This window comes from Rothia sp. HMSC068E02, from assembly GCF_001813565.1.
Taxonomy (GTDB): domain Bacteria; phylum Actinomycetota; class Actinomycetes; order Actinomycetales; family Micrococcaceae; genus Rothia.
Window position 1 is genome coordinate 71951 of sequence record NZ_KV812882.1, and the last position, 22656, is coordinate 94606.

At 60.6% G+C, this 22656-nt stretch carries 18 protein-coding genes; 7 read left to right on the plus strand and 11 right to left on the minus strand.

The window, feature by feature from the left end; translation table 11 throughout:
* Nucleotides 1-274: 274 nt before the first annotated feature.
* Nucleotides 275-823 carry a DUF6609 family protein gene (locus tag HMPREF2919_RS09265; RefSeq protein WP_070593828.1) on the plus strand — a complete coding sequence of 183 codons (549 nt, stop codon included), beginning with the start codon at nucleotides 275-277 and terminating at the stop codon, nucleotides 821-823.
* A gap of 76 nt (nucleotides 824-899) precedes the next feature.
* Here HMPREF2919_RS09265 and HMPREF2919_RS02015 read toward each other — a convergent pair whose 3' ends face one another.
* Nucleotides 900-2309, minus strand: a complete 1410-nt coding sequence (locus HMPREF2919_RS02015) for a chloride channel protein (protein ID WP_070666003.1) — start codon at nucleotides 2307-2309, stop codon at nucleotides 900-902.
* 352 nt (nucleotides 2310-2661) lie between these two features.
* On the opposite strand from HMPREF2919_RS02015, the gene proC reads away from it, so the two are divergent.
* On the plus strand, nucleotides 2662-3507 hold the full coding sequence (gene proC / locus HMPREF2919_RS02020; protein WP_070666006.1) for a pyrroline-5-carboxylate reductase: 846 nt from the start codon (nucleotides 2662-2664) through the stop codon (nucleotides 3505-3507).
* 197 nt (nucleotides 3508-3704) lie between these two features.
* Here proC and HMPREF2919_RS02025 read toward each other — a convergent pair whose 3' ends face one another.
* Nucleotides 3705-4367 (minus strand): potassium channel family protein, encoded by a 663-nt coding sequence (locus tag HMPREF2919_RS02025; protein ID WP_005504725.1) that lies wholly within the window; start codon nucleotides 4365-4367, stop codon nucleotides 3705-3707.
* Nucleotides 4360-5979 (minus strand): TrkH family potassium uptake protein, encoded by a 1620-nt coding sequence (locus HMPREF2919_RS02030; RefSeq protein ID WP_049351891.1) that lies wholly within the window; start codon nucleotides 5977-5979, stop codon nucleotides 4360-4362. Before HMPREF2919_RS02030 ends, HMPREF2919_RS02025 begins: the two co-directional genes overlap by 8 nt.
* 434 nt (nucleotides 5980-6413) lie before the next feature.
* Between HMPREF2919_RS02030 and HMPREF2919_RS02035 the strand changes: the two genes are divergently transcribed.
* The 4 genes from HMPREF2919_RS02035 (at nucleotide 6414) to HMPREF2919_RS02045 (ending at nucleotide 10986) form a co-directional block, all read left to right on the plus strand.
* Complete coding sequence (locus HMPREF2919_RS02035; RefSeq protein WP_070593775.1) at nucleotides 6414-7628, plus strand: metalloregulator ArsR/SmtB family transcription factor; 1215 nt, start codon at nucleotides 6414-6416, stop codon at nucleotides 7626-7628.
* Between the two features lie 90 nt (nucleotides 7629-7718).
* On the plus strand, nucleotides 7719-9779 hold the full coding sequence (locus HMPREF2919_RS02040) for a FadR/GntR family transcriptional regulator (protein ID WP_049351884.1): 2061 nt from the start codon (nucleotides 7719-7721) through the stop codon (nucleotides 9777-9779).
* A 263-nt stretch (nucleotides 9780-10042) separates the two neighbouring features.
* Nucleotides 10043-10141 carry a 30S ribosomal protein bS22 gene (locus HMPREF2919_RS09000; RefSeq protein ID WP_005504750.1) on the plus strand — a complete coding sequence of 33 codons (99 nt, stop codon included), beginning with the start codon at nucleotides 10043-10045 and terminating at the stop codon, nucleotides 10139-10141.
* A gap of 155 nt (nucleotides 10142-10296) precedes the next feature.
* The gene (locus HMPREF2919_RS02045) at nucleotides 10297-10986 is read left to right on the plus strand and encodes a histidine phosphatase family protein (protein WP_049351882.1); all 690 of its coding nucleotides are present in this window, start codon (nucleotides 10297-10299) and stop codon (nucleotides 10984-10986) included.
* Between the two features lie 134 nt (nucleotides 10987-11120).
* Here the strand turns inward: HMPREF2919_RS02045 and HMPREF2919_RS02050 are convergent, their stop codons facing one another.
* The 6 genes from HMPREF2919_RS02050 to gluQRS all read right to left on the minus strand — a co-directional run bounded on the left by HMPREF2919_RS02050 (nucleotide 11121) and on the right by gluQRS (nucleotide 18186).
* The gene (locus HMPREF2919_RS02050; protein WP_049351880.1) at nucleotides 11121-11534 is read right to left on the minus strand and encodes a PLD nuclease N-terminal domain-containing protein; all 414 of its coding nucleotides are present in this window, start codon (nucleotides 11532-11534) and stop codon (nucleotides 11121-11123) included.
* A 102-nt stretch (nucleotides 11535-11636) separates the two neighbouring features.
* Entirely contained in the window at nucleotides 11637-12551 is a 915-nt protein-coding gene (locus HMPREF2919_RS02055; protein ID WP_070542233.1) for a 1,4-dihydroxy-2-naphthoate polyprenyltransferase, read from the minus strand.
* A 110-nt stretch (nucleotides 12552-12661) separates the two neighbouring features.
* Nucleotides 12662-14032, minus strand: coding sequence for an AMP-binding protein (locus HMPREF2919_RS02060; protein ID WP_070666008.1), 1371 nt, complete (start codon nucleotides 14030-14032; stop codon nucleotides 12662-12664).
* A 159-nt stretch (nucleotides 14033-14191) separates the two neighbouring features.
* Nucleotides 14192-15145, minus strand: coding sequence for a 1,4-dihydroxy-2-naphthoyl-CoA synthase (locus HMPREF2919_RS02065; RefSeq protein ID WP_049356266.1), 954 nt, complete (start codon nucleotides 15143-15145; stop codon nucleotides 14192-14194).
* Nucleotides 15146-15288: 143 nt separating this feature from the next.
* Nucleotides 15289-16776 (minus strand): sodium/proline symporter PutP, encoded by a 1488-nt coding sequence (putP, locus tag HMPREF2919_RS02070; protein WP_049341036.1) that lies wholly within the window; start codon nucleotides 16774-16776, stop codon nucleotides 15289-15291.
* 381 nt (nucleotides 16777-17157) lie between these two features.
* On the minus strand, nucleotides 17158-18186 hold the full coding sequence (gene gluQRS / locus HMPREF2919_RS02075; RefSeq protein WP_070666012.1) for a tRNA glutamyl-Q(34) synthetase GluQRS: 1029 nt from the start codon (nucleotides 18184-18186) through the stop codon (nucleotides 17158-17160).
* Between the two features lie 288 nt (nucleotides 18187-18474).
* On the opposite strand from gluQRS, the gene HMPREF2919_RS02080 reads away from it, so the two are divergent.
* Nucleotides 18475-19383 (plus strand): MBL fold metallo-hydrolase, encoded by a 909-nt coding sequence (locus tag HMPREF2919_RS02080; protein ID WP_070593770.1) that lies wholly within the window; start codon nucleotides 18475-18477, stop codon nucleotides 19381-19383.
* A gap of 108 nt (nucleotides 19384-19491) precedes the next feature.
* Here HMPREF2919_RS02080 and HMPREF2919_RS02085 read toward each other — a convergent pair whose 3' ends face one another.
* Nucleotides 19492-20511, minus strand: a complete 1020-nt coding sequence (locus HMPREF2919_RS02085; RefSeq protein ID WP_070593769.1) for a glycosyltransferase — start codon at nucleotides 20509-20511, stop codon at nucleotides 19492-19494.
* Between the two features lie 278 nt (nucleotides 20512-20789).
* Nucleotides 20790-22640: a 2-succinyl-5-enolpyruvyl-6-hydroxy-3-cyclohexene-1-carboxylic-acid synthase gene (gene menD / locus HMPREF2919_RS02090; protein WP_070593766.1), complete on the minus strand. Its 1851-nt coding sequence runs from the start codon at nucleotides 22638-22640 to the stop codon at nucleotides 20790-20792.
* Nucleotides 22641-22656 lie beyond the last annotated feature (16 nt).

A 22656-nucleotide genomic window follows, 5' to 3' on the forward strand; every position in this document is an offset into this window, starting at 1 on the left:
TGACTTTAATGCGGGTTAAAGACCCACGGCAAAGACACTAACCTATCGAAAACCTCGGTCTAAAAAGCAGGCGGCCCCGGATGCATGCACGCATCCGGGGCTGTCTCTTTTGCTTTTTTGACGAATTCTCTATTGCTATTTTGATATAATCATAGGAGATGTAATTAATAGTCAGAAGGGCTGGGTTATATTGATATATTGCAGAATTTTTTCATATTAAAATTTAGTGAAGTAATAAGAGAAGTGACTCTACGAGATGCTATTGGAGGTATCGATGACTTTTCTAAACTATAACAAAGATGAAAAGCTAGAATTTAACTATAAGAGGGCATGCGGTCTGTGGTTAATTGTGGTGGCGGCGGTTATAGCAATAGCCACCATGGCCGGAGGAAAGCAAATAATAAATATGCAAGTATTCAGCATTGGCTATGTTATTAGCTTTTTCTCGATCAACATGAACAAAAAGGTGTTGAATAAACTATCCGATGGTCCTTCAAGTGAATTTCAAAAGAAAGTATCTTCACGTGCCGTTATTCTATTATTTGTCTTGATGATTTTGCTGGGCGGCCCATTCTTTGCGACTGAAAATTGGAGATTGATTTGGCTGGGGGCACTGATGGCAACCGCACTGCATTTCTTCCCTTATTATTTTGTGCATGGAAAGTCAATGATCTATCTGGGTCTAGCCTGTGCCATTAACGTGTTTGCAGGATATATTTTTACCAGCATCCCGTTAGAGGTAATTGCATATATCGATGCGGCGATTAAGCTCCTCTTCGGAATCTATCTGCTATTCCTTTCAAAGCCGTCAAAACAAAAGTAAGGCAAATCTTCGGCACAGCAAAACAGGGCGGCCCCGGACGCATACACGCATCCGGGGCCGCCCCTATTTCTGAAAGCTACTTCTTAGCGCCGAACGCCCGCGTCCACGCCCAGCGGGTCAGCACCGCCGTACCCACCGCAACCGCCATCGGCAGCCACGCACTCGCACCCTGACCCGTAAAACCAATCAACAACGTCAACGCAGACAACGGCGCATTCATCGACACACCCAAAAACGCCGCCGTACCCGTCAACGCCGCCGCATACAACACCATCGACGCGCCACCCGGCACCCCGCCCAAACCCGGGAACGCCCACAGCACCAGCGCCGCCACACAAAACGCAACCGCCGCACCCAACGCCAAACCCGGCGTCAACGTACCGCCATAAGAACCGAAACGCAGACTCAACACCACCACGGCAGCCTTCGCAACAGCCAACGCCAACACATACACTGCCGCCGATGCGGTCAAACCGCCCGCCGCCGCATCCAGCGACACATTAAACGTGTGCTGAGTCAGCAGACGACCATTACCCAGAATCTCCGGAAGCCACAGCGAAACCACCGCGACCAGCGCAAACGCTACAGGAATACGCCACAGAAGAGAACGATCCTTCGCCTTCAACTTCTCCGCACGCTGCGACAACGCCCTAAAACCCAACGCCAACGGAGTCAACACCACACCCGTCAGCGCCGCCACTGTCAGCGTCGTCGCATCCAACGGAAGCTGCGGCACCGGGTACGTCGGCTCATTGACGATCACCAGATTCGCCGTGACCGTCGCCGTCCACACCGTCACCGCACCCACATATAGCGACCGCAGGCTCAAACCAACAGCCATCGCCTCCACAAGGTACACCACGCCACCAATCGGCACCTGATACACCGCCGCCAAACCAGACGCCGCACCCGCCGCCACCAGCAGACTACGCTCACGAACACCCAACATCGCGGCACCATCAACACCCACAAAACCAAGACGCTCCAGCAGATTCGAGGTACGGCCAGCCGCCAAAGCACCCAGCTCACGAGGAGCGACCTCCTTACCCACAGGAGAGCCCGCACCCACCGCAACAATCTGAATCAGCGAATGCGAAATCTGCCGCCACAGCGACGGGGTACGGTCCTCCTCGGTAGCACCGGCAATCTGCGACTTCACGCCAACCACACGCCGCCCACCGGACTGCAGGTAGTACCACACCAGCGCCACAAACGGGCCCAGCGCCGCCAAAACCAGGGCACGACGCGCCGGATCGGCACCGTCAGTGACCATCGGGTGGTGGCCCTCAGAATGGCCGAAAGTTAGCTCCTGCATAAAGTCCAGAACATAATGCAGAGCAATCGCACCCAAGCCGCTGAACACGCCCGTGACCAGCGCGGCAAGGGTCAGCCCCAGCAGGAGGCGAAATGAAAAAGAACGGAAACCCGCAGAATTCTGCGGGCTATTCGGGAAAGAATTCGAGGAAGAACCAGTATGAGAAGACATAGAAAAAGGGGTTTGTGTGTTGCGTGCTGTGTGGTGTTGGAGGCTTCATGCCCGGCACAAACTGCCGCGGGTGAAGCTGTTTTCATTCTACGCCCGCAGAATTACGCTCTCCCCGGCATGCCAGAACGTGAGAAGCGGAACCCTGCGCATTGGGTCGCGGAGCCTGAGGTGAAGCTGCCGCCCCAGAAAACGCGGAAGAAACAGAGCCAGGTCACATGCCCGTAGCCGCACCCGCTATGCTGGAAGGGTACGCCTCCACGCGCCCGCCGCGCACCGAACAGTAGCCCCCGGAATACACCGGCGGCACGCCTGCCGGCACCCGGCGCAGGCACCCCATTAGGAAGGATCAACGATGACCGCAACTATCGCTTTTCTCGGCACCGGCTCCATGAACGGCTCCATCGCCGCAGGTCTGCTCGCTGCAGGCCACGACCCCGCCCACATCCGCGCTACCGTGCGTAGCGAAGAATCTCGCGCCGCCCTCGCCCAGCGCCTCGGCGACAAGGTAGAAATCATCACCACCGGCGGCGAAGCTGACGGCAACCACAAGGCAACCGCCCACGCAGACGTCGTTCTGCTCGGCGTGAAGCCCTACGGCATCGTTGAGCTTGCCCGCGATATCGCACCCGCACTCGCACCGAACGCTGTTGTGGTGTCCGTTGCTGCTGGCGTGACCCTCGAAACCCTCGCCGAGTGCCTTCCCGCAGGTCAGCCCATTGTTCGCTGCATGCCGAACACCCCCTCCTCCGTGGGCAAGGGCGTGCTCGCCATCTCCACCACCGACACCGTGAAGGACGAGCAGAAGAAGCTCGTCGAAGAGGTCCTGGGCACCGTCGGCTTGGTTGTTGAGATCCGCGAAGACCAGATGGATGCGGTCACCGCCGTCTCCGGTTCCGGCCCGGCATACGCGTTCCTGCTTGCGGAGGCGATGGCAACCGCCGGTGAGAAGCTCGGCCTGGACGCAGACACCGCCCTCAAGCTTGCCAGCGCAACCGTTGCCGGTGCGGGCTTCCTGCTCGACACCAACCCGGATGCGCCCGCCCTGCGCCGCGCCGTGACCAGCCCGAACGGCACCACCGAGCGTGCACTGAACACCTTCGTGGACGGTGGCCTCTTCCAGCTGACCGAGGACGCGATGCGCGCCTGTGCGGCACGTTCGGCGGAAATGAGCCAGCTGTACACCGCTGACGAGGACTAATCAGCGGGAATTACTAGCGGGGACTAACACCGTCCGGTACCATTCCTCTGACTGGGTAAAACTACAGAAAAACAGCCTCCTCCCGGCAGAACGGGAAGAGGCTGTTTTTCTATGTCTCATCGCGGGTTGCTCAAACGCGGGCTCCTCAAAACCAGCAGAGCTGGGGAAGATAACCGCCGCAGCGAGGAAAAACGCGCTTAGGGTCGCGCCGCAAAACGCTCGATCAAATCCACCTGACCGGACACAATCAGAATGTCGCGCGAATGAATGCGGGTGGTCGCGTCCGCGTAGGTGAAGTCCTCACCGGGGGACTTAATACCGACCACGGACACGCCGTACTTGGAGCGGATATCCGACTCGGCGAGGGTGAATCCGTGGGTTTCCTTCGGCGGGCGCATCTTCGCAATCGCGAAGTCGTCATCAAATTCAATGTAGTCCAGCAATCGACCCGAGACGAGGTGCGCGGCGCGGCGGCCGGCGTCCGCCTCCGGGTAGACCACGTGGTGCGCGCCAATACGCTCCAGAATCTTGCCGTGCGCGGGGGTGATGGCCTTCGCCCAGATACGCTCCACTCCAATGTCTACGAGGTTCGCGGTAATCAGCACGGACGCCTCCACGGAGGTGCCCACGCCCACCACGGCGGAACCGAAATCGTCCGCACCCAACTGATGCAGGGTGTCGATATCGGTCGCATCGGCGGAGACCACGTGGGTCAGCACGCCGGACCATTTCTGCACCAGCTCGGGGTCCTTCTCGATGGCGAGAACCTCTTTATTCTGCAGGCGCAACTGGGCAGCCACAGCCGAACCGAAGCGTCCCAGGCCGATGACGAGGACGGGGGCGTTATGTGCACTAGCCAATGGTGGGCCTTTCTTCGGGGAACTTGTAGAGGCGGCGGTGTGAACGCATCGCCAGGCCGGTTGCGGCGGTTGTTGTACCCACACGACCAATGAGCATGAGCACACTGAGCACGTACACGCCTGCCGGAGGTAGGCTCGCGGAGAGGCCGTTTGAGAGGCCGCAGGTCGCGAAGGCAGAGATGACCTCGAAGATGACTTCTTTGAGATCTGCGCCGCTAATGATGAGAATCGATGCGGTGCCAACACCTACCACGGTAGCACCCATAACGATCACAGAGATGGCAATGCGCAGAGAGGATTCGGGGATGGTGCGATTGAACGCTACGACCTTCTGGTCACCTCGCGCCTCGGCAAGAATCGATAGGGCAATCACGGCGATGGTGGTGACCTTCACGCCGCCTGCGGTCGAGCCGGAGCCGCCACCAATGAACATGAGCGTATCCGTCAGCAGCGTGGAGACGGGGGTGATGGCGTCCATGTCAACCAGGTTGAACCCGCCCGAACGCATCATGACGGAGGCAAAGATGGCGTTGAGGATTTTATCGCCGGGAGAGTAGGAACCGATGGTTGCGGGGTTATTCCACTCGAAAGCACCCCAGAAGAAGGCACCGAAACCGAAGAAGAAGAGGGTGGTGACTATGGTCAGTTTTGCGGTGAGCTGCCAGTGCGATGGGCGGAAAGGGTTGCGCTGAATCGCAATGAACACGGGGAAGCCGAGCGAGCCGAGGAACACCGCGATGCAGATGGGTACGAGCAGGAAGAGATCGTGGCCGTAGGGTACGATGCCGTCCGAGTGCGGGGTGAATCCGGCGTTGTTGAATGCCGAAACCGAGTAGAAAATGCCGTGCCACAGAGCCTCGTGTGGTGCTTCGCCGAGCGCGAGGAAGCGCGGGGTGAGGAGCATTGCAATGAATGCTTCGATGGAGAAAGACGCGTACGCCACCGCTTTGACGATGCCGCCGACCTCGCCGAGTCGGCTAATATTCAGGTCTTCCTGGGCGATGAGTTTGGTGCGCAGACCCATTTTGCGGCCGATAGCCAGCGCCAGCAGGGAGGTGATGGTCAGCGTGCCCAGGCCACCCACCTGGCAGGCGAGAAGAATCATTGCCTGACCGAAGGTTGACCACTGATCTGCTGTGGAGACGGTGGTCAGACCGGTCACGGTGACCGCGCTGGTTGAGGTGAAGACCGCGTGGTGTAGCGCGACGCGCTGCCCGTCTGCCGAAGAAATCGGCAGGGACAGCATGATGGTGAAGAAGATGATGACTAGAAAGAAGGCACCGATTGCGGTGCGTGAGGGAGACGCCAGAACTGAGGAATCAATGAAGTCGCGGAAGCGTTCGAGAGTCTTCTGGTTGAACTCTAGTGGGGTTCGTTTGCGCTGAGTCTTGGGGTCTTCGTGGTCACGTAGGGTAGGCAGACGGTCAAGATCGATGCCGGGCACGCTGGTGAGGATGCTGAGCTTTTCAGCTTCGAGGCGGTCGCGGCGGCTTCGGCGAACCTGCTGCTTTTGCGGTTCGGAGGTGGCACCGCTGAGGGTGTCCCAGCGGCGGTTGAGCTGGCCCTGGGGGTGGTGGTGTCGGCGCCGGGTGCGGCGGAGTATGCGTCCCATGCGCCTCCTTCAGCGGTGTCTGGGTGTTCTTCAGCGGGTGTTTGGGTGTTGGTATGTTGGGCGGCGGTTTGAGCCTGTGTTTAACGCCTTCTAGTGTATCGCGCCGGGTGCCCGCTGAGGGGGTTGAGGCTCTGGTGGTTCGGGGGTAAATATGTGAGTTCGGAGAAGGCGTACGGCTGGTTTTGTGGGGTGGAGCCACGAAAACTATATATTCTGTATTGGTTATATAAGTATTGAGGGGTTTGCTGGGTCGCATATGCCTAGGATGAGATACAGGAAATCAACATTAGATGTGATAGGCACTTCATGCTTTTCCCCCTTTCAAGGCTCCACGTTAGGTTAGTATTCAGGGGTCTTTCAGAATTTTTGAAGGTAATTTCTGTATCAGCCTCATTCTAAGCTTGAGGCGCCACTTTATATGTCATAATCGCTATATGCATTCTGATGTTTTTTCTGTCATCGCGGATCCGACTCGCCGCCGAATTGTGCGTATTCTCGCTGAGCAAACCCACACTGTGGGTGCAGTGGTTGAAAAGCTGGGCATGAGCCAGCCGACCATTTCGAAGCACCTGAAAGTACTTCGCGATGCAGACGTGGTCTCCGTGACCGTGGAGGGGCAACGTCGCCTCTACTCCCTGAACCCGGATGTATTCGCCACCGTGACCGAGTGGATTAACGAGACCGTTCAGATTGCACGTCAGTCCAGCGAAGCACACGTGCCCGTGGCACTGCCCGGTGGCGTGACTGCATCTGCCTCGGATAAGGCGACGGCTGAGCACGCAGCCGAGAAGCCGGCCGAGAAGACCTCTGAAAAGAGCGCTCCGAAGCCCGAAGTTGAAGAACCCGCTCAGAAGCTTGCGCCCGCCGCAACCGCGGAGAAGGCTGATGAGACCGGCTCTGAGACTTTCGTCGTTGAGGCGCCCACCCCCGAGGAAATCGAGCAGGCACGCATTCAGCGCGCCCGCGCCCAGTACCTGACCCCGAGCGCACGTATTTACTCGCGCCCGGCGGAGCAGGCTGCTGAAAGTGCCGCCTCCGAATCGACTGTTGAGAAGACCGCTGCTGAGCCCACCTCGCAGGAAGAGGCAGTGGATAGGACCCCGATGCGCCCCTTCACTCCCGCATCCTACGGTTACGATGCTGGGGTGACCCCCGCGGCGTCGGCAACCCCCGCTCAGCCCACTACCCCTGCGGCACCTGCTGAGGCTAAGCCTGTTGTAGCGCAGAAGCCGGTGGTATTCCCTCAGCCTGCGGCGGCGGTGTCTTATGGTGTCGACCCCGCTGCGGTTGTGGGTGGTTCGATTCAGCCTATCGCAGTGACCCCCGAAGCTCCTGCTGCCGAGGAGCCCGCGGTGGCTGAGAAGACTGTCAACGAACAGCTTGCAGAAAAGGCTGAGGAGAAGCCCCCGGTTGAAGAAACCGTAGTTGCTGAGAAGCCTGCAGTTGAAGAATCTGCCACCGAGAAGGCCGCTGTAGAAGAGTCTGACAAGGCTGAAGGCGCGTCTGAGGCTTCCTCTGAGGAGCCCGAGTATCAGACCATGCCCGCCTACGATTCGGTGTACCGCCCCAGCGCTGAGACGACCAGCGCCGAGGCGAAGGATAACCACCGCGGTGGTCTCTTCGGCTTCCTGCGTGGTCGCCGCCGCTAAAGCGCGCCCTGACGCCGTTCGACCTCCGGCATAACTCTGTATAAAGCACACACACTCTCACTCACCTTATTGACCGAAAGACGCATTCACGTGGCTATTCATCGTAAAATTCTGCGCTGGCTCGAGAACGAATTGTTCGAGGGCAACATTCAGCTGGGTCAGGACCTGCCCAACGATAGCGAAATTGCGCGCGCTATTGGTGTGAGTCGTTCCCGTACCCGCGAGGCTCTGCGCACCCTGGAAGATATGGACCTGGTGCAACTGTACAACGGTCGCGGCAAGGAGATTCTGGTGCACCTGAGCGATGAGCCTGCCGCTGCTGCGAGTGCCGCTCTGCGCCTGCACATGTCCAGCTCGCGTTACCCGACTCGTGACCTGGTGCAGACCCGTATTCTGCTGGAGAGCTGGGCGATTGCGCGTATTGACCCGAAGACGGCATCTTTCGCGGAGATGGACGAGGTCCTGGCGCAGATGGAAGACTTCGACCTGTCGATTCGTGATTTCCTGGAGCTTCTGCTGACGTTCCACCACCAGGTGATGCGTTGCGGTGGTAATGAGTTGCTGGTGGGTCTGCTCGCGTCGGTGCGTCAGCCGAGCTTTGAGTCGATGCTGTCTCTGGTGGGTCGTATGCCGCTGTGGAGTAGCGCTGTTGAGCGTCTGCGTGCTGAGAGCCGCGCTATTGCGGAGGCGCTGAAGGCCGGCGACGCTGCGACTGCGCGTGCCATGGTGATTGGTCAGCTGCGCGGCATGTATTCCGATGCCGGTATTGATTTGGAGCAGGAGGCGACCTCTGCGAACGGTCTGCCGGGTGAGCCGATTGCTTCTGAATTTGCGCCGGTTGATGTGGATGAGTTTGCCGCTGATGACTTTGATGATTTGATGCAGGATGACCCGTCCTTCGCCGATGTGGGGGCACTTCCTGCCGCGGATGCTCCTGTTGCGGCGCCGGATGAGCCGACTCAGGTTCCTGCTCCGGTTTCTGCTGCGGTGTCTGCGCAGTCTGAACCCGAGGTTGCCCACGGTGATGAGGCGGGGTCTGAGATTTCCTTCGGGCCGACTGATACCTCTGCTGATACTACAACTGGTGCGGATATTTCTGCTTCTGACAAGGCAGAACGTACGATTCCCGCTGCGTCTCAGCCCGCACCTGCTGCGGCTTCCGTAGCCACCGCACAGCCTGCCGCTCATTCGGTGAGCCCGGATGTGCCGCTGAGCTTCGGCACCCCGCGCCGTAGCACCGTCCCGGCCGCTTCTGCGGCTCCGGTATCTGGTGTCCAGGCGCCCGCCTCCCAGGCGCCCGCCTCGCAGACTCCCAGCGGTCAGCTGCCGAGCCTCCCTGCCGCGTACGCGCAGGAAGAGGCTGAGGGTCCCGCGAAGGTTCTGCGTGCTTCTACGGCGGCTCCGCGTCGTCGTAGCGGTCAGATTATTTCTCCGGTGCGTGCGACCATTATTAAGCCGGTGGATCGTAGCAAGGTGCTGACTGCGCCTGCCCGTACCGTGCGTCCTGCGGCTGTTGTGACTGCTGCGGCTCCTGCGGAGACTGAGTCGGCTGAGAATGTTCTGCGTGCCCCTGCCCCTGCGCGCCAGGAGGCGCCCGCCGTTCAGCCTGCTGAGCCTACCCGCCTTGAGGCGGCTGCGACCATCCACGACACCTATGAGAAGCTTCCTCATGAGGAGCCGGTGCAGGAGCGCCGCGGCATCTTCTCGAAGATGAAGCGTTTCTTCGGCGTGGACGTGTACGAGCCTGAGCACGATGAAGCTCAGGAGAGCGCTGAGAAGGATCAGGCAGTGAAGGAGCAGACTCTGAAGGCTGAAACGAAGCCCGAGCCCCAGCCTGAGCCCCAGCCCGTCATTGATGAGGAGGCGCTGGCTCGTGCCGAGGCCGAGCGTGCTGAGCGTTTGAAGGCGTTGCATGCGGCGGCTGAAGAAGAGGCAGCTGAGGAAAGCGCCGCTGAAGAGGTTTCCGTCGAAGAGTCGGTTGAAGAACCTGCTGAGGCTTCTGACTCCGCGCAGGAATCGGCTGAGGAGCCGGTAGAGGCCGACTCCCAGACTGAGGAGAGCACTTCTGAGGGTGCTGTAGCTTCTTCCGGTTCGGTATTGTCTCATGGCCGCGCTAAGGGCTCGAAGAAGTCGAAGAAGAAGCGCCGTTAGGGCTGCCGAATCCCTGTTTTCGCCCCGAGATATCCTCGATATACCCGCGGGAAAAGCGGAAATTCAGGGGAAAACTCCTGAAAAGCCGCTCTCGAATGGTGAAAATGGGGGTAAACCTAGTACTCTAGGTAGGTAGCGCTCTAAAACGCAAGGGTATTTCTGTGCCTAAAATGCGTTTTGGATCGGTTATACCGGTATAAATATCCCCGGGTAGCTACCGAGCCGAATGGCTCGGCCGGGTACGAGTAAAGTGAGGAAATCCTATGGGTTCCGTTATCAAGAAGCGCCGCAAGCGTATGTCCAAGAAGAAGCACCGCAAGCTGCTTCGTAAGACCCGCCACCAGCGCCGCAACAAGAAGTAAATAGACTTCTTTTGCCCCGCCTTCCGTATGGAGAGGCGGGGTTTTTGCGTTTCTGCAGTTTTGCGGGCTGGGTTTTATGCCGTGTTTTGTATTTGTAGAGGGTATATGCGGGTCACCTGTTTGGGGTGCGGCGCGCTATCTGAGAGACTGAGATTATGACTGAAACTTCCACCATTAAAGTTCACCTCATGCGTCACGGCGAGGTGCACAACCCCGAGCGTATCGTGTACGGCCGTCTGCCCGGCTACCGTCTGTCCGATAAGGGCCAGCAGATGGTGCGTCTGAGCGCCGAGGAGTTCGCGGCTCGTGCTGAGCGCGGTGCCCGTTTCGTGCATCTGGTCTGCTCGCCGTTGCAGCGTACCCGTGAGTCTGCCGCCCCGGTTGAGGAACTGCTGGGCCTGACCGCGCAGCCGGATGAGCGCGTCATTGAGGCGGATAACTACTTTGAGGGTCTGCACGTGAACGCGCAGGAGCTGCTGAGGAACCCGCGTCACTGGATGAAGCTGTACAACCCGGCGCGCCCCTCCTGGGGTGAGTCGTACCTGGACCAGATTCGCCGTATGGCGGCGGCTGTTCAGGATGCGGCGCGTACCGCCTACGAGCGCGGCGGCGAGGGCGCGGAGGCGATTATTGTGTCGCACCAGCTGCCGATTTGGACTACTCGCCTGGGAGTTGAGGGCCGCATGCTGCAGCATGACCCGCGTGCCCGTGAGTGCAACCTGGCGTCGATTACGACTCTGGCGTTTAGCACCACTGATTTTGAGCATGAGATGCCGCATTTTGTGGGGTATTCGGAGCCTGCGGCGCCGCTGTACGGTGGCGTGATTCAGCTGCCCGGTAGCTGAAACATCCGGTAGCTAGTTCCTGAAGCTGTTTTTGAGCATAGTAAGAGGCTGTGAGCCCATCCGTTACGGATGCGCTCACAGCCTCTTACTGTAAATCTTGAGGGGCGCACGAGCTGCAAACCTAGCTGTCCTGACTAGTTCTGCCCGTTACCCTGATTCGGCGTGCCGTCCTCGGGATCCTTACGCTCAGAATCCTGTTTGTCGTTCGATTCTGCCTCGCGGCTGCGGCGTTCGCGTTCTGCTTTTGCTTTGAGCCAGCGCAGGTACTCTTCGTCGTCGTCGGGGGAAGAGACCGAGGGCGCCGGGGTGCCGCGTCGCTGACCGAATCCGGGGCGAGGAGCACCTGCTGCGGGCTGTGCCTTGGGGCGGCCCAGGATAAGCCACATGAGCGGGCCCACCACGGGGAAGAGCAGGGTGACGAGAACCCACAGCCACTTGGGCAGGGTTCGCGCCTCGTGTGCGGGGGTGCGGACGGCGTCCAAGAGGGTGTAGAGGGTCAGCCCCACGATGAGGGCGGCGCCGCCAATAATCAGCATGGCTCGAATCATAAGCACTACTATGACATACCGCCGCGTTATTGCGGAACTATGAACCGGGTGCCCGCTAGCGGCTTAACGGCGCGGTAACCCGGCGCAGATTCGTACGTCGGCTTAGTATCCGGTGAACACCTGAACCTCGTGGCTAATAATATCCAGCGAACCGAGCCATACGGCGAGGGCAAGAATCATGGAGTACACGAGCGCCACAATACCCGCCTGCTTGAGCACGGGAATCAGCTCGCGGCCGCCGCGCGTCCACACGGTCACGCAGGAGTGGATGGTCGGGCCGACCAGCAGGAAAATCAGCAGGAACCAAGGGTTCTCATCGAGCAGGAGCACGCCCAGGCCCAGCGCCAGCGCCATCTCCACAATGTAGGTGATGCGCGACCAGCGTTCGCCCAGGCGGACCGCCATGGTTAGCTTGCCCGCCTCAATGTCGGTGGGGATATCACGCACGTTATTCGCCATGAGCAACGCGCAGGAAATCAGGCCAATGCCGATAGCGCCGACCCAGCCGAGCAGGGTCAGGGTGTGTGCCTGCGTGTAGAGGGTGCCCAGGGTCGCGACCAGACCAAAGTAGACGAAGACGAACACATCGCCCAGGCCCATGTAGCCGTAGGGGTGCTTGCCGCCGGTGTAACCCCACGCCGCGAAAACGCTGGAGGCGCCAATCGCCAGGAACCACCACTGGTTCGCCAGAGCCACCAGGGCAAGACCGGCGAGCATCGCTAGACCGAAGCAGGCGAAGGCGGCGTACTTGACGGAGCGGGGGCTTGCCACGCCGGAACCAACGAGGCGTAGCGGACCCACGCGGTCTTCGTCGGTGCCTTTGATGCCGTCGGAGTAGTCGTTGGCGTAGTTCACGCCGACCTGCAGGAAGAACGCGACGAGGAACGCCAAGAACGCGTAGAGCGGCTTGAATTCGTTGATCTCGTAGGCGGCAGCTGAGCCGGCAATAATGGGGGCGACGGCGAGCGGCAGGGTGCGCAGGCGAGCGCCTTCAATCCATTGGGCGGCAGTTGCCACGGGGGTTCCTTCCGGGTCTAAGTGCGTATGATGCGTGGGTGTTGTGATGCGAGGGCCAGGGCGTGTGGGCGGCTGCGTGTGCGGGGTGAAAACCCGTGGATGAGCCTGCTTTAGCCCTGACGGTAGTCTTTGTCCAGGATACTGTATATTTCTGCGCGGTCCGGTTTGCCGGTGCTGGTGAGCGGGAAATCCGGCAGGATGCTCAGCTGCTTGGGCGCGGCGGGTGCGCCGAGCTTTTCGGCGCAGTGGGCACGCAGCAGGGTGCAGAGTTCTTCGTTCAGGGCGAGGCGATTCTCGGTAGGCGCAGCCGCGGCATCGGCAGAAGGTACGAGGGTGACCGCGGCGGCTATGGCGGTGCCCCAGCGGGCATCGGGTAGGCCGACTACGCAGGCTTCGCGTACGGCGGGGTGCTCTTCGAGGACGGCCGCCACGGCGCGGGCGGAGATTTTTACGCCTCCGCTGATGAGCACGTCGTCGCTACGACCGAGCACCTGCAGGCGCTGCTCGTTACAGTTCTCGTTGCTGTCGGGAGCCGTTACAGGGCTCAGCAGCCCGTAGTCGTCGGTGCGGTACCAGCGGGTGCCGTCGGCGGCGGTGAAGAAGTGCTCGGCGGTGCGGGCGGCGTCGCCAATGTAGCCGCTGGCGAGGTGCGCACCGCTGATCCAAATACGGCCCACCTGCACAGACTCTTCATTCGCCGGCTTCCCCTCAATATCCGGTACGGCGGGCATGCCTTCTTCCGGTACGAGCTCCACCCGCACGCCGGGCAGTACGGAGCCGGAGTAGACGCATCCGCCGGCGGTTTCGGCACTACCGTAGGTGGTCACCGTATTTAGCCCCAGCGCGGTGGAGGCGGCGAGCAGGTCGGCGCTGGCGGGGGCGCCTCCGAGCAGGATTCCGGTGAAGGAGCCGAGCGCCTCGTGAATTTCAGCGCCCAGGTGCGGGTTGGCGTCCGCGCTTTCAAGGAGCTTATGTAGCTGGGTGGGCACCAGGGAGATAAACCGGCGTGCCGAGCTCATTCGCTCAACCGCCTGCAGGAATACCTCCGGGGTAAAGTGCACCGGCTCGGTTACGGAACGCGCAATGACCGGGGAGGTCCCGGCGAGCACGGAGCGGGCGAGCACCTGCGCACCGGCAATATAGTGCGCGGGAAGAGCCAGCAACCACTGCGAGGCGGCGTCAGCGTTCGCCTCAAAAAAGTTCTCGGTGGCTACCGCGCTGGCGGCAAGGGCGCCTACGGTCAGTGCGGTGCGTTTGGGGGTTCCGGTGGATCCGGAGGTGCCCACCACCAGGGCAATAGGCTCCGCAGCCGCGCCCGCACCAGCATCCGCCGCGTACCCGCCCAGTAGCTGCTCAAAGGCGCCCAGCATGGTGTGCGGGTCGGCGGGCTGGTCGGCGCGCACCTGTACCGCCTGCGGGTGCAGGGCTGCCTCCTGCGGAGCGGGGGAGGGGACGAGCCCGGGTACGGGGGTATTCATCATGGCTAAATCCTTAGCGGCTGCGTGCTGTCATGCGCCGGTGTCATATGCCGGTGCGGCATCAAATGCGCCGGAGCCGGATTCTTAGCTGAGGTTCTCAGGGTTGAATCCGGCTCCGAGCCTATGCATCTGAATCTACTTCTGCAGAAAAGGGGCTGTCTCTTAGAAGTAGTAGGGGTAGTTGGACCAGTCCGGGTCACGCTTCTGCAAGAATGCGTCACGACCCTCCACAGCCTCGTCGGTCATGTACGCCATGCGGGTTGCCTCACCGGCGAAGACCTGCTGGCCGAGCATGCCGTCATCAGGCAGGTTGAAGGCGTACTTGAGCATGCGGATTGCCTGCGGGGACTGGCGGGCAATGTGCGCCGCGTATTCCAGTCCCTTGTTCTCGAGCTCTGCGTGGGGGACTACGTCGTTGACTGCGCCCATTTCGTACATGCGCTGTGCGTCGTATTCCTTGGCGAGGAAGAAGATTTCGCGGGCGAACTTCTGACCCACCTGGCGTGCGAGCAACGCCGAACCGTAGCCTGCGTCGAAGGAGCCGACGGTTGCGTCGGTCTGCTTGAACTTGCCGTACTCTTCGGAAGCGATGGTCAGGTCGGCTACCACGTGCAGGGAGTGGCCGCCGCCTGCAGCCCAGCCGGAGACGAGTGCGATAACAACCTTGGGCATGGTGCGGATGAGGCGCTGCACTTCCAGGATGTGCAGTCGGCCTGCGCGTGCCGGGTCGATGCTTTCTGCGGTGTCGCCGCTGGCGTAGTGGTAGCCGTCGCGGCCGCGGATGCGCTGGTCGCCGCCGGAGCAGAATGCCCAGCCGCCGTCCTTGGCGGAGGGGCCGTTGCCGGTGAGCAGTACGGTACCTACGTTGGAGGTCATGCGGGCGTGGTCGAGGGCGCGGTAGAGTTCGTCCACGGTGTGCGGGCGGAATGCATTGCGGACCTCGGGGCGGTCGAATGCGATGCGCACGGTGGGCAGATCGCGTAGGATTTCACCGTTTTCGTCGCGCTGAACCTGGCGGTGGTAGGTGATGTCGGTGAAGTCTTCGAAGCCTTCGACGACGCGCCAGTCGGCGGGGTTGAAGATGTCCGAGACCTTTTCGGGAAGTTGTGCAGTCATAGACCCTATTCTACGTTGCCCGGGCGTTGTCTGAGGTTGTGGCATGGGTTGCCCAAGCATATAAGAAGGCCCGGACCGCGTGTGTGCGGTCCGGGCCGTAGAGGTTGGGTAAGGAACCTTACCCGGTCTCGATTATTTGTGGGCTACTTGACCTTTGCGAGCTCTACCGCGCGGTCGAACTCTTCGTCAATGGCGTCGTTCTTCTTGTAGGTCATGAGCGAAACCACGATGGCGACAAGCAGCGCCGAAGCGAAGCCGGGAACCATTTCGTAGAGCACGGACTTCATCGGGCTCTGGCCCCACGCGAATGCCACAACGGCACCGGTAATCATGGAGGCGAGTGCACCCTGGGTGGTCAGCTTACGCCAGTAGAGGGAGAGCAGAACGGTCGGGCCGAATGCCGAACCGAAGCCCGCCCACGCGAATGCGACCAGCTGCAGGATGGAGCTGTTCGGGTTCCACGCCAGGGCACCAGCGACCAGCGCCACGATTGCCACGCCTGCACGACCGAGCCACAGGGACTTGCCTGCGCTGAGCTTCTTCGAGGAGAAGATGCCGTAGAGGTCCTCCACCAGAGCGGAGGAGCACACAATCAGCTGCGAGGAGAGGGTGGACATAATTGCCGCCAGAACCGCAGCCAGAATTAGGCCCGCAATGAGGGGGTGGAACAGAATCTGGGCGAGGTCCAGGAAGACCGACTCAGCGGTTTCCGGGTTGGTGAGGGACGCCTCGGGGTGGCGTGCAAAGTATGCGATACCCATGAACGCGCCGCTCAGTGCGCCGAACACGGTCAGAACCATCCAGCTAATGCCGATGCGGCGGCCGGACTTAGCGTCCGCGGGGGTGCGCATTGCCATGAATCGCACAATAATGTGCGGCTGACCGAAGTAGCCCAGACCCCATGCGAGGGACGAAACGATACCGGCGAAGGTGGTGCCCGCGAAGATGCTGAGGGCGTCGGGGCGAACCTGGCTGATGGACTCAACCACGGGGCCCACGCCGCCGAGGTCAATGATGGTGACAACCGGAACGGCAATCAGTGCTGCGAGCATGAGCAGACCCTGAACCATGTCGGTGTAGGATGCGCCCATGAAGCCGCCGAAGAAGGTGTAGAACACGGTGATGCCTGCCAGCAGGAGCATACCGGTGTGGTATTCCTGACCGAAGGAAGACTTGAAGAACAGGCCGCCGGACACCATACCGGAGGAGACGTAGAAGGTGAAGAATACCAGAATCACGACACCGGAGACGATGCGCAGCACGCGCTTGGTGTCATGGAGGCGGTTGCTCAGGAAGACTGGGACGGTCACTGCGTCGCCTGCTACTTCGGTGTAGCTACGCAGTCGCGGTGCCACGAACGTCCAGTTGCACCATGCGCCGATGGTCAGGCCGACGGCGAGCCATGCCTGGGAGAGGCCGCTGAGGTAGACGGCGCCGGGCAGACCCATGAGGAGCCAACCGGACATGTCGGAGGCGCCCGCTGAGAGTGCGGCGACGGTGGGGGAGAGCTGACGCCCGCCCAGCACATAGTCGTCGAGGCTGTTGTTCTTGCTATTTGCCCATAGGCCGATTGCGATCATGGCAACAAAATAAATCGCCAGCGCGATGACCTGGTATGTACTCGCGGCCATAATGTTCCTTCTCTCCTAGTGGTAGTGTGCGCCTGTGTGTATTTATGCGCTACCCCATAACTTTATGAGTGGCATAGGATACAGTCTAGGCTTTGAAGGACTGAAAATAAAGTCTATTTGACGCTTAGGGGTGAGGATCTATGGAATAAATATGTATTTTCTGTGTAAAATCCATGGTCGTACACGTGGGTCATTGTGGGAGCGTGTGCGAAAAAGTGCCCGAAAAATCCTTGAATTTCAGGGTTTCGGGCACTTGAGTGAAAGATATGTAGTTGAAAAGCAACGCAAACGCTCAATGGCATATGCATCTAAAACGAATTAAACGAAAAATTTAAAAGCCGTTCGGAGTGTTGAACTGTTACACGACAATGTCACAGAGGCTTAGAGATCCCTCACAACCCATGGTTCAGTAGCCATACGAGCCGGATCAAAACGCTCCAAAATCGCTGCCGCATTGGGCACCGGAACATCCGCCGAATGGGTGGAGCCATCGGCGTTATACACCGGAATAGATGCGGCAATCCACCCCAAAATCGTAGGGATTTCAACGCCCGCCTCACGCAACTGCGGCAGAGTCACCGCACCGTCACGCTTCGCCAGGCGCTTGCCCTCCTCGTTCAGCGCCAGCGGCACATGCGCGTAACGCGGCTGTGCCAAACCCAAAAGCTGCGCCAAATACGACTGGCGAGGCGCCGAAGGGAGTAGATCATCACCGCGCACAATCTGCTCAACCCCCACAAAGGCATCATCCACCACGGAGGTCAGGTTATAGGCATAGGTGCCGTCATTGCGTACCAGCACAAAATCATCCACCAGCCCCGTGTAGGCACCGTAAAAATCATCCTGCACCGTGTAGCTCGTGCACTCGGCGCGCAGACGCAGAGCCGGCGGACGCTGGGTACGGCGCTCCTGTCGCTGTGCTTCCGTCAGCTCACGGCAGGTACCCGGGTAGGCGCCCGGTGCACCGTGCGGGGCACTCGACGCCTCCTGAATTTCGCGGCGGGTGCAGTAACACTCGTACACGAGGCCCGCCTCTCGTAGGTGCTGAACCGCCTGCTCATAGGCGGCAAGGCGCGTGCTCTGATACAGCACCCCTGCCTCCTTGCCCTCGGTGCTTTCGCTACCCTCAATACGCTCCGTCGAGGTGCCGGGGCTCGCATCCCAATCCAGGCCCAGAGTCGCCAAGTCAGCAATCTGGCGTTCCGCCGCGCCCGGGCGCACGCGATCCAAATCCTCCACGCGCAGGTAGAAGGGCTTGCCGCCGCGGCGCGCCATAGCCCATGCCAAAATGGCGGTACGCAAATTACCCAGGTGCAAATCACCCGAGGGGGAGGGGGCGTAGCGTCCGGTGCCGCTGGGGAACGGCTGAGTTACAGGCTGAGCAGAGGAAGGGCTAGAGGAAGAAGTCATACTCCTATCCTATAGGGCGCGAATTTCTGGTTCCTGCTCAGATTCCCACGGGCTCCTCACTGACTGCTCACTGGCTCCTAACCGGCGCTGGACTAGCAGGAGGAACGCGCTACCCTCCTAATCAATCTGTGGAGGTTGTCAAGCATCACGTATCAGCTGTCCGTAGAGGCTGAATTATGCAGAATGATGCACTTTCATCCCCTTAGAAGCGTGCAATAGTGCAAAAATATGTTCTCCAGAAGCCCGAATAGCCCCTCAGTCGCCAAAAATTACAGTAGGGTTGTATCTATGGCTCGTACTATTGAACTCGCAGACGGCGTGTACCGTATTGCGACCGACAACTACCGACTGAACACCGGACTGGTCCTCGGACTGGAACGGGCACTTGTCGTGGATACCGGCGCAGGTCCCCGTCAGGCAACCGAAATCTATGATGAGGTTCGCCGTCTCACGCGCCTTCCTATCACCGTCGTAAACACTCACGGTCACTATGAGCGTTTCTTCGGCAACGATGTTTTCGCGGCAATGGGTACCGAAGAATTCTGGGCGCATCCTCGCGCCGCGCGTGCAATCCGTAAATACGGTGAGGCGCAGCGTCCCTATGTCGAGACGCTGGAACCGGAAATGGCGCACCACCAGGGTGCAGCCACCGATATTATTGTCCCCAACCGCCTGGTCGCCAATAGCGGTGACGGTATTACCTTTACCCCCATTGACCTGGGTGAGCGTAGCGCAACCCTCATGTACATGGGTCCCGGCCACACCGACGGTGACATTCTGGTCGGCATTGAAGATGTGCTCTTCATGGGCGGTCTGATTGAAGAGGGTACCGACCCCTACTTCGAGGATTCCTTCCCGGATCGCTGGATTGATACTCTCGGTGCCGTGCTCGAATTTGATCGCTACCGCGTGTATGTGCCCGGTAACGGTGAGCCGGTGGACCGCACCTTCGTGGAGCGTGAGCGTAACACCATGGTGACCGCTATTGAGTCGATTCGTTCCTCCACTCTGGACCGTGAGGATGAAGCAACTACCGCGGCAATGTATAAGCTGCCGTATGCGCCGGGTGCGACTCGCTTCCTGCTGGATCGATTGGCTCAGCTGGAGAATGCACCGGTGGCGGCGTACCTCGAAGCGGATCACCCGGATACCAGTGGTTTCACGGGTCCGATTACTCTGGGTCAGGCTTCGTACTAAAACCCCGTATGCAATATGCCTCATGGGGCATAAATACAGGTGAGGGCTGGTTTCTATGATAGAAACCAGCCCTCACCTTTTATATACCCATAACCTTAGGGCACGTATTTAGCGCTGAACGTACTGGGCGCGCATTGCCTCGCAATCAGCCTGCAAAGAAGCCGGGACTTCACCCATTGCCTCGCAAAGCTGCACGAAACGGTGACGCCAATCCAGGTGCTGCAGCGCCTGACGAATCTGCTGCTCACCCTGCGCGGGGGTCCAACGGGAGACCGCATCGGCAACCTGCGCGAGGCCCGCGCGTGCATCCGCATGATCAATGTCGATGGTCGCGCCATCCCAAAGGATTTCACGTACGGTGGTGGTGTTCGGAACCTTGCCGACCACGGTCACGCCCGAAGCCAGGGCATCGGTCCAACGACCGGTGATGTACTCCTTGGTCGGGTGAGTGTACGGCGCCGGGCTGACCGAAGTGGAGAACGCCAGCAGGAACTTCGCGCGGTTCAGCGAATCCTGCAGATGCTGAGCCGACTCGCGGTCATTTGCACCGAAGGGCGGGCGGCCCTCAAAGCTCAGACCCAGCTCAGCGGCGAGGGCGGCGGTCGCCTCGTCATCTTCGTAGGCGGCGGGCTGACGGCCCACGCGCAGCAGGTCGGTGCTCTTTGAGCCCAGAGTAGCCAGACGGTCGCTGAACTTGCTCCAAACATCCGCACCCCAGGGCAGAACGCCGGGGTTCTTCACGCCCGCGGCAGTCCAGGGCTGAACGTCGTCAACATCCGCAACGAAAATACGGTCGTAGGTGGAGGACTTAGCCACCGCAGGAATACGGTCATCCCAGAAGCTATCAATCACCCAGCCGTAGACCGCGCCGTAGCGGCGGAACGCGAAGGAACGCTGCGAAATGGCGTACAGCTGACCGGGATCAGAAGCAATCACCAGGCAACGATTGGAACCGCCCTTGAGGCGGGGCAGGCGCGCCAGAAGCTTCGTTTCCTTGCTGAGGGATGCGCCCACATCCACGGTGTGCACGGTGCCGCCGGTGTAGCGGGCGAGAAGCTCCGCCATGGCGTGTACGGGAACCCAACCGGCTCCGGAGGGGACAGCAACAATAATATCGAGTGAGCTCATGAGAATCCTTGGGAGCGACGTCCGCCGCATGCACCGGACTCACCGGGGTAAAACCCCTGGTCGAGCGCGGTATGCGTTAGCGGTGAGAGCGTGAATGTTGATCAATGATAGATAGGGTGCCTTGAGTCAGCAGGTGCGCAGGAAAACGCGAAGGTAACGGCGAGTGAAACCGCTACGACCGGCTAACTTTTAGCCACGGAAGGCTACGGCACAGGTAGTTTTTAGTATATCGGTCAACCCTGCGCACGGGGCTTAGCCTGCCGCCTTTACGCGCGGCTTTAGGGTGTGTGAATGCGCACCTCAATGCCGGATTCGGTGCCGAAACCGGCGGCCATGCGTGCCAGGTCAGTGTTCGGTGCGGCAGCCACCGTGAAGAAGCGGTCTACCGCGGCGGTGAACTGCGCCTGACGAGCCATATCACCGTGTTCAAGGGTCGTGAAAATACCGCCGCCGGCATCGTCAAAGACCTCAACGCGCAGTTCGGGCAGAAGCTCAGTATTCGGCAGGTTCAGTGAGGAAACATCGTGCTGGAAGGTCAGGTCGCCGCACAGCAGGGTCACCGGCAGGGCGGCACCACCAACGACCGGGCGGGAGTTCTCATCCACGCCGGCGGGGTAGTAGCCCGACAGGGACACACCAATAGCGGTCGCAATCGTGCCGTCAATACCGGCAAGACCGCGGTTGGCGAACACGCGTGCGGGGGCGGGCTCACCCAGGGCGGGGGCTGCCGCATCCAAATCACGCACCAGGTTAGAGGAGCCCAACACCATGAGGCGACGCTGAGCCACCGCATCCTTCCAGACGCGGCGGGCGTAGGAGCGGCCGGCGGTGCGGTTGCGGTAATCGGTGTAGTCAACCGAGCTCTCAGCGCTGCCTACTGAACTCTCAGCACCGGGGTGTTCGTAGGCGGCAATGGCGCGCAGGCGCTCATCCTGCAGCTCGCGGGCGGGCTCAACCCACTGCTCTAGCCAGCTCAGCTCGTCCACCAGCTCATCAGCGGTAGCAGAGGATGCGCACGCAAACTCGGCGAGCTCGCGCGGGGTCGGCAGCTCCACGAAGGAGCGAGCGCCCGGCTCGTACCAGCTGGCGCGGCGCGGGGCGTAGAACGCGCACTGAATATCTTCGCGTTCCAGCAATGCGGTAATCGGGCGCGAAAGCGTCGGGTGGCCGAAGAGCACCACACGCTCAATCTGCGCGGCGGGGGCGAACGAACCATCAGCGAGCAGCTGCGGGTAGTGAGGAATGGAGGTTGCGCCGTGGCGCGCCTCGGAGGAAGGCTCCGCAAACAGCGGCAGGTTCAGCACGCGCGCGAACTCAGCCGCAAACTCGCCGGCACCGTCAGCGGCAACCACCACGGTGCGGTGCGCCGGAGTGAACTCCGCCAGGTCCGCCTGCGCCTCCAAGGAGTCCAGGAGCCAACGCTGCTCAGCGCTGGAGAGCCCCGAACCCTCGGCGCGGGCGGCGCGGGCACGGCCCTCAGCCTGCGGGTCGTAATCCTCCAGCAGGCTCTGCGCCCACTGCGGAAGCATCTGCGCAAAACGGCCAGAGGGGGTCAGCGGCGTATCGAAACAAATGTTCAGGTGCACCGGGCCAATCGGCTCCGCCGACTGCTTGCGCCAGTGCTCGGCGCTACGACCGGTCAGCGCATTCAAGCAGGCGGCAAAAGCCTGAGTCTGCTCGCCCTCCACCTGCTCGGGGTAGGAGGTCAGATCGGCTTCAGCACGCACAAAAGGATGGAAGAAACTCGCCTGACGGGTCGTCTGATTCACGCCGCTACCGCGCAGACGCTCCGGGCGGTCCGCGCTCAGCACCGCCAGGGGCACGCCGGTGTGGTACGCCTCCATGACAGCGGGCACGTACTCGCCCAGTGCCGTACCGGAGGTGCACACCAGGCCCACGGGCTGACCGGACGCCTTGGCAATACCCAGGGCGGTAAAGGCTGCACTTCGCTCGTCCACGCGCACGTGCGCAATGAGGGCGCCGGCTTCAGCGGCGGCGGCAATAGCGTACGCAAGAGGTGCGCTACGGGATCCCGGAGACACGACAACATGCCGCATACCGGCACGAATCAGCGAATCGAGCACGGATACTGCGGTGAGCATGGCGGGGGTTGAGCGGTTTTCAGTCACCGTACCATTCTAATGC

Coding starts and splice junctions, on each gene's coding strand:
- HMPREF2919_RS02050 (WP_049351880.1), bottom strand. CDS start 11,534: ATGATTCGAGCCATGCTGATTATTGGCGGCGCCGCCCTCATCGTGGGG.
- putP (WP_049341036.1), bottom strand. CDS start 16,776: ATGGCCGCGAGTACATACCAGGTCATCGCGCTGGCGATTTATTTTGTT.
- HMPREF2919_RS02045 (WP_049351882.1), top strand. CDS start 10,297: ATGACTGAAACTTCCACCATTAAAGTTCACCTCATGCGTCACGGCGAG.
- HMPREF2919_RS02015 (WP_070666003.1), bottom strand. CDS start 2,309: ATGTCTTCTCATACTGGTTCTTCCTCGAATTCTTTCCCGAATAGCCCG.
- HMPREF2919_RS09000 (WP_005504750.1), top strand. CDS start 10,043: ATGGGTTCCGTTATCAAGAAGCGCCGCAAGCGTATGTCCAAGAAGAAG.
- HMPREF2919_RS02060 (WP_070666008.1), bottom strand. CDS start 14,032: ATGATGAATACCCCCGTACCCGGGCTCGTCCCCTCCCCCGCTCCGCAG.
- HMPREF2919_RS02085 (WP_070593769.1), bottom strand. CDS start 20,511: ATGAGCTCACTCGATATTATTGTTGCTGTCCCCTCCGGAGCCGGTTGG.
- gluQRS (WP_070666012.1), bottom strand. CDS start 18,186: ATGACTTCTTCCTCTAGCCCTTCCTCTGCTCAGCCTGTAACTCAGCCG.
- HMPREF2919_RS02030 (WP_049351891.1), bottom strand. CDS start 5,979: ATGGGACGCATACTCCGCCGCACCCGGCGCCGACACCACCACCCCCAG.
- proC (WP_070666006.1), top strand. CDS start 2,662: ATGACCGCAACTATCGCTTTTCTCGGCACCGGCTCCATGAACGGCTCC.
- HMPREF2919_RS02080 (WP_070593770.1), top strand. CDS start 18,475: ATGGCTCGTACTATTGAACTCGCAGACGGCGTGTACCGTATTGCGACC.
- HMPREF2919_RS02035 (WP_070593775.1), top strand. CDS start 6,414: ATGCATTCTGATGTTTTTTCTGTCATCGCGGATCCGACTCGCCGCCGA.
- HMPREF2919_RS02065 (WP_049356266.1), bottom strand. CDS start 15,145: ATGACTGCACAACTTCCCGAAAAGGTCTCGGACATCTTCAACCCCGCC.
- HMPREF2919_RS09265 (WP_070593828.1), top strand. CDS start 275: ATGACTTTTCTAAACTATAACAAAGATGAAAAGCTAGAATTTAACTAT.